The sequence below is a fragment of the Acidovorax sp. KPB24-03 genome, assembly GCF_057546605.1.
Genome location: NZ_BAAJYR010000545.1, coordinates 1 through 1,919, shown reverse-complemented (window position 1 = coordinate 1,919; position 1,919 = coordinate 1). Strand labels below are relative to the sequence as shown.

Annotated in this window: 2 protein-coding genes and 1 pseudogene; 1 reads left to right on the top strand and 2 read right to left on the bottom strand. The window is 71.1% G+C overall.

Annotated features, from left to right (window positions below):
• Nucleotides 1-567, top strand: a 567-nt coding sequence (locus tag AC27KI_RS23770; protein ID WP_487116189.1) for a 3-hydroxybutyrate oligomer hydrolase family protein, incomplete at its 5' end; no start/stop codon positions are given.
• Between the two features lie 182 nt (nt 568-749).
• Here the strand turns inward: AC27KI_RS23770 and cysC are convergent.
• Nucleotides 750-1,268 (bottom strand): annotated as a pseudogene (gene cysC, locus AC27KI_RS23765) (adenylyl-sulfate kinase); the annotation flags it as partial.
• A gap of 26 nt (nt 1,269-1,294) precedes the next feature.
• Nucleotides 1,295-1,919, bottom strand: a 625-nt coding sequence (hemH, locus tag AC27KI_RS23760; RefSeq protein ID WP_487116187.1) for a ferrochelatase, incomplete at its 5' end; no start/stop codon positions are given.

The window sequence follows — 1,919 nt, the reverse complement described above, 5'->3', positions numbered from 1 at the left end:
GTGCTGTCGCAGAGCGCCACCGGCGCGCGCGACTGGAACCTGAGCGGCGCGCTGTGCCTGCGCAACCTCGTGACGGGCACCGACGACGCGGCGCAGCGGCTGCAAGCCGGCGTGGACGAAACCCGCCGCAGCGGCAACCTGCGCGGCAAGCCCGCCATCATCGTGCACGGCCGCTCGGACGCCCTGCTGCCGGTCAACCACACCTCCCGCCCCTATGCGGCGCTGAACCGCCGGGTGGAAGGCGCGTCCAGCCGCCTGCGCTACATCGAGGTGACGAACGCACAGCATTTCGACAGCTTCATTGGCCTGACCGGCGTGCTGCCTGGCTACGACACGCGCTACATCCCGCTGCACGTCTACCTGAACCGTGCGCTCGACGCCATGTACGACCACCTCGCCAACGGCACCGCCTTGCCCGCCAGCCAGGTGGTGCGCACGGTGCCACGCGGCGGCCAGCCGGGCAGCGCGCCCGCGATCACGGCGGCCAACGTGCCGGCCATCGCCGCCACGCCGGTGAACGGCAATGCCATCACCGTGACCAGCGGCGCGATCAGCGTGCCGGAGTGAGCGGGGCCGCACTGGGGCCCGTGGCGGGTGGCCCGTGTCGCATGCGGCCACAGGCTTGCTATTGAATCAATAGCATGATGCCGGCGATTTGATTGCGCTGCAGGCCTGTCGGGCTGTGTTGCCGGGCCCTTCAGCGCTCGGCGGATTGCGCCGGCCCTGCGCGGTGGGGGCGGGCCATGCGTGGCCCACAGCGCCTCGACGCAGGCCTGTACCGAGGCCCCCGCCGTATCGATCTCGAAGTCCGCATCCCGGGGCTCGTCGTAGGCCCCGCCCACGCCGGTGAACCCCGGCAACTGGCCGGCCCGCGCCCGGGCATACAGGCCCTTGGGGTCCCGGGCCTCGCACACGGCCAGGGGCGTGCGGACCCACACCAGGCGGCAGCGGTCCTCGCCCACGATCTGGCGCATCCGCTGGCGGTCGCTCTCCTGGGGCGAGATCAGGGCGGCGACCACCCACAGCCCGGCCTCGTTGAACAGGCGCGCCACCTCGGCCGTGCGTCGGATGTTCTCGCTGCGGTCGGCGGCGCTGAACCCGAGCGAGGCGTTCAGGCCGCCGCGCAGCACATCGCCGTCCAGCACCGTGCAGGCGATGCCGCGGGCCTGGAGCCGGCTGGCGAAGGCCTGCGCCAGCGTCGTCTTGCCCGCGCCCGACAGGCCGGTGAACCACAGCGTGCGGGTGGCGGAAGGGGCGGAAATCTGCATGGCGGGCCGTCCGTGCTCGGCGTGCCTCAGTGCCCGTCCCAGCCCTGCAGGTGCTGCTGGGCGATCTGGCTGAGGCCGGTGATCCAGGCGTTGTCGTCGTTCATGCAGGGGATGTAGCGGAACGCCTGGCCGCCCGCGTGCAGGAATGCCTCGCGCGCTTCCTGGTTGATTTCCTCCAGGGTTTCCAGGCAGTCGCAGGGAAAGCCCGGGCACATCACGTCCACGCTGCGCGTGCCGGACTGGGCCATCTGGATCAGCGTGGGCTCGGTGTAGGGTTCCAGCCAGCGGGCCTTGCCGAACCGCGACTGGAAGGTCACCCGGTACTGCTCGGGCGAGAGGCCCAGGGCCTGCGCCACCAGCGTGGCGGTGGTCAGGCATTCCTGCTGGTAGGGGTCGCCCAGCTGCACGTTGCGCGCGGGAATGCCGTGAAAGCTCATCACCAGTTGCTCGGCCCGGCCACCCTCGCGCTTCCAGTGCGCGCGCACGCTCTGCGCCAGGGCCTGGATGTAGCCCGGGTGCGCGTGATAGCTGTTCACGAAGCGAAACTCCAACAGCCGCCGCTGCCTGCGCGTCCAGGCCTGCACGTCGTCCACCACGCTGGCCGTGGTGGTGGACGAATATTGCGGATACAGCGGCAGCACCAGCACGCGC